Raw genomic sequence first — 4,636 nt, 5'->3', positions numbered from 1 at the left:
GAAGCTCATAGATCGTGTTTTTGCATGAGTCGGAACAAATGATTTTCTTAAACCGCTTGATCTTCTTGGTGTACTGCAAGCGTGATCCTTGGAACTTATGAGCCGCCACCATGTTGTATCCCATCTTCCTGAAGTATGCGATGGTTTTCGGTTCAGCTGCATCCGCTTTGATCAGCTCTTTTGTTTTTGTAAATTCGATGAGCTCTTGTACAGTTTCATCATCGGTTGTGCCCTTTTGATAATACTCCCAATAGATATATAGATATTTCTTCTCGTGATCGACGGCCAGTCGAATCAAAGCGTTATAAGACTCTACGAAACCAAAGTCCATGCCCGCTCTAAGCAAAGGACGATTGATATTTGAGATTGCTAACATGACATCTTCATGTGGCTGCACCTCGAATTGAGGAAGAACACGAATTCCGTTAATGCCAAAATGACCTTTTCGGGCTATGCGATAAAGGTCGGGATCGTATTCTTTTAGTTCATCCAGCTGCTTGATATAGCTCACAGGTAGAAATAGGTTATCTTCTGCCGTCGAGTGGTGATAGTACGTATCGTTGATGGAGATCGTTCGCTCTTTGTATAACCTTTCATCATCCAGGATGAAGCGGTTGTTCTGATCATCCTTAAAGAAATGTCTGTACGTCCAATTATCCTGGCCGACAGGGTTCGTCGATAGGATCATATGCAGCTGCAATGTTGGATGGCGCAAACGACCAAGCAGCTCCTTGAATCCCTCATACTTAACCTCGGAACATTCCTCAATCCATATGATCGAGATGTTGTTGATCGACTTCAGCTTGGCAGGCTTGTCCAAGCCTTTGAAGATGATCCGGCTGCCATTGTGAAATTTAAGCATGAGCGGTGATGTCCGGCACTGAATTACATGATCGAGTCCAAGATCATTCACGATCTCTTCAAATAAAGAAAACGTAGAATCCCTGTGCGTGTCATAGACTTCACGAATAACAAGGGCTGTTCTCTTTTCATCTAGCAACTTTAAGATGAGCTTCAGGGCAATATGATAGCTTTTGGAGGAGCCGTAACCGCCCACCAAGAATTGAAACTTCTGATCCCAATCAAAGAGAAAATCTTCAAAGTGTGGATTGACTTCCTTCTCCATCATTTGAACCATCAGCCATCACCTTTATTCTTCCGCTTAATTGTTATTTGTACAGAATCATCAACAGGACGTGCGGTGATCCGCTCCAGCTCTGCTTCTCTCGTTCGGTTTGCAAGATCAAGGCCACGAAGCCTCAATTCATATTCAGACATTGTTTTCATTATGTCGACTTTCTGCCTAATGGCTTTATCACGTTGTGCGGTCACACGTGTCAGAGCGTCTTCTATGCTCAATATCTTCTCCAGCAGCGGTGAGTCTGTCTCCTCGATCTGGACCACTGCTAGACGTTCATTAGTTATCGGAACAGCTTTAATCAGACCATTTTTATCTGGAGCCTGAACAACATCTTTCATTTTCCGCATTTGCTGCAAGACTGTCCGCTGCTTATCAGTCAATCCATTCTCGTATTTAGTGATCAAGCGCATCATTCTTGTTTCACGAACGCTCAACAATCGTATTGATAGATCAATTTGGTACAGAGGATCAGTCTCAATCTCAGTAAAAAGCTTCTGCTCCTTTTCATCCATGTACTCAAACATGATCGTTTCATATTCACCGGTCTTGAATGAATTCTTGTTGCCTTTAGGAGCTGCGCCACCCCTATTGCCTTTAGCATTTTGGTTACCAGGCGGCGCTTTTCCTCCTTTATTACCTCTGGCGTTTTTACTCCCTTTCGGAGCACCAGGACGTTTAGTAACGTTACCATTGGTTTTCTCTTTTGGTTTAGTAACGTTACCATTCAATTTCTCATCCCAAGAGTCTTGGTTCTTCCACTTGCGGATAAGGGATTGAGAACACTCTAATTCTTCAGCAATGTCTTTCAGTAAGCGGGTTCCATTGCTTGCCTTCCACAATTGGAATGCCTGATCTCTTTTAGGATTTCTCGGTCTAGCCATTACATATCACCCACCTCCGAGCTGCTGAATTAAGTTTGAGTTTGTTTTCAAATATCGTCATGCTTCTGAAGATCGATGTCGAGTTCTATGAGCTTCTTCAGATCTTCCACAGTAGACAATTTGATGCTTCCTGCTTTAAAGTCTCTAACCCATTGAGAGATGCAAGCTTGTGCAATTTTACGATAGTTCTCTTTTGATTTATCTATACCTTCAGCCTGTTCAGCTTGAAGGATCATAAGCATTTCTTTCTTTTCTTCGTCAGAAAGGGAACGTGTGTTTGCATTTTCTATTGTCATTCTCCCTAACCTCCATTACAATAGTGGGTGAGAGCGTGATATTTTCCCACAAACGCGGCCGCGTCTTGATCACGCTCTTAGGCAGGGAGGTTCTTTCTGTCTTTGAAGGGAGGGTGTTGTCAGCACCCTCTTTTTTATTTTATAAAGAAGAAACCAACTCAGGTTCAACTCCCGTAAATTCAGCGAATCTCTTTTTAATTACATCGCAAAAATACGGATCGAGCTCCAAAAGAAGGGCCTCTCTATCAGTTTGCTCACATGTCATAAGAGTCGACCCGCTTCCCCCAAAGAAATCCACTACTCTATCACCTTTTTTACTGCTATTACTTAGGGGAATATTAATAAGATCAAGCGGCTTCTGTGTAGGATGAACATATTTTGTAGTATCACCGCGGGAAACTTCCCAAATTGTTGCTGGTTCTCCTTCTTCAGAGGTATCAGCTCTCCAAACAGTAACTTGTTTTCTATCTCCATACCAATTAGGTGAATAGCCTTTTTTGAATGCATAGAAAACCGGTTCGTGCATGTATTTATATTGCGCCCATCCGAATGTCGGTGAGTTTTTTACCCAAATACACTGTGATCTTATATCAATATCTGCGTGACGCATCTCATTCTCAAAAGCGCGTTGATAGGAAGCAGCATGAAAAACATATATAGCTGCCTTTTCGTTCATGATTCTTGAATAATTCAGGAACACTTCTCTTAAAAATAAATCAAACTGACCATCATCCATAGAATCGTTTAATATTGATGCATGGCCATCATCATTTAACTTTTTACTATCACTTTTCACCGCTACATTATAAGGTGGATCAGTTATGACTAGATCTGCTTTATGGCCAGACATCAATCGGTCAACATCCTCTATCTTTGTCGCGTCTCCACACACTAGGGTATGCCGGCCAAGCCGCCATACATCCCCATACTTTGTTTCTGGTTCTTTTATATTGTCTAGTGCCTCTTGCACATCAAAATTATCTTCCTCAACAACCACAATTTCATTCTCAATAGAAACACTGTCTATAAGATCTTCATATTCTTCTTCAGTAAATCCAATAGTTTCTAGATCAAGATTGTTATCCTTTAGTTCTGTTAAAAGTTTTTCAAGTTTGTTTTCATCCCAATGGCCACTGATTTTGTTTAATGCTACGTTTAGGGCCTTTTCATCCTGGTCATTTAAAGAAACCACTGATACCAGAATTTCAGACGGTTTATCTTCCATCAATACTTTGAAACGTTGATGACCGCCTACAAGGTGACCTGTCCGTTCATTCCAGATTAGCGGATCAACGTATCCAAACTTATCTATGGATTGTTTTAGTGAATCGTACTCGTGATCTCCTGGCTGCAGATCGATGCGGGGATTATATGGTGCAGGATTAATTTTATGTACGGGGATTGTTTTGATATTCATCGCTGTTTCCTCCTATAAAAACAAATGATGCCGCCCTAAAGGCGGCATCAGCTGCTTACTTAATGTAAAATTCGCTAGTGTAGAATGTCCCAAGGGTTGCAACATGATTGCCCTTTTTGTCGTAGCGTTCTACATCTACCCTAAAGCGATAAGTACCTTTTTTGTTCCCAAATGATTCCTTGATGTCAAATTGATCATAAAGTTTTTCACCTGGGTTGAGTGGGTTTGGGCTGTTCGTTTTAAGTGTTACCCACTTGCCACCTTCCTTACGTTGAGGAATAAGGTTTGGACCAGCACTAAAGTCGTTGTGGTTTTGCACCGCAATTCGTACGACCTTATCCTCTCCGATTTTATGATTTGCTTTTGTTGGATTCGCAGATACGCCAAATCCATCGCAACAACCACAACCTTGTCCTTTCCTAAAATGTGATTCGCTTTTTTTGGATTAGCAGATACACCAAATTTTGATGCCATGCTCATCATCTCCCTTTTTATATTTTTGCGCTCCTATCCCTCACCAAAGCATCTGCAGCCATACACCCAAAAGACGACTGTTCCCATCAAATCATCGTTTTCTTCGGATCCGGCCGCCTTGTCGTTGATACGTTTCGCGCACACCCAAAAGACGACTGTTCCCATCAAATCAGCGTTTTCTTCGGACCCGGCCGCCTTGTCGTTGATACGTTTCGCGTCTCGTTCCCATGATTTCTTCCCAATCTCGCTTTGTTATCGGATCAGCATTGCTCTTCTTCTTTCGATTAGAACCAGGAGCAATGCGCTTTAATTGCTTCGTTGTTTCTACAGATAAAGAATCCCTGATCTTCATGTTCATACTCTCCTTGCCGAATAAGCACCGCCTTACGCTATTCGCTTAAATAGATTTTGAAATGATGACTACACT

Annotated in this window: 5 protein-coding genes; all 5 read right to left on the bottom strand. The window is 41.9% G+C overall.

The genetic code is table 11. From position 1 onward, the window contains the following. The coding region (locus tag BA1_RS17960) for a PBSX family phage terminase large subunit (protein ID WP_162130802.1) at positions 1-1,126 on the bottom strand (1,126 nt) is incomplete at its 3' end. Between the two features lie 11 nt (positions 1,127-1,137). Next, a complete protein-coding gene (gene terS / locus BA1_RS17955) occupies positions 1,138-2,022 on the bottom strand; it encodes a phage terminase small subunit (RefSeq protein ID WP_008362107.1) in 885 nt (294 codons plus the stop codon). A 47-nt stretch (positions 2,023-2,069) separates the two neighbouring features. Further along, positions 2,070-2,318, bottom strand: a complete 249-nt coding sequence (locus BA1_RS17950; RefSeq protein WP_008362105.1) for a hypothetical protein — start codon at positions 2,316-2,318, stop codon at positions 2,070-2,072. Between the two features lie 139 nt (positions 2,319-2,457). After that, on the bottom strand, positions 2,458-3,735 hold the full coding sequence (locus BA1_RS17945; protein WP_008362103.1) for a site-specific DNA-methyltransferase: 1,278 nt from the start codon (positions 3,733-3,735) through the stop codon (positions 2,458-2,460). Between the two features lie 643 nt (positions 3,736-4,378). Continuing rightward, positions 4,379-4,561, bottom strand: a complete 183-nt coding sequence (locus BA1_RS17935) for a hypothetical protein (RefSeq protein ID WP_008362098.1) — start codon at positions 4,559-4,561, stop codon at positions 4,379-4,381. Positions 4,562-4,636 lie beyond the last annotated feature (75 nt).

The sequence above is a fragment of the Bacillus xiamenensis genome (assembly GCF_000300535.1).
Lineage (GTDB): Bacteria > Bacillota > Bacilli > Bacillales > Bacillaceae > Bacillus > Bacillus xiamenensis.
This window is presented reverse-complemented; position numbering and strand designations above follow the sequence as displayed.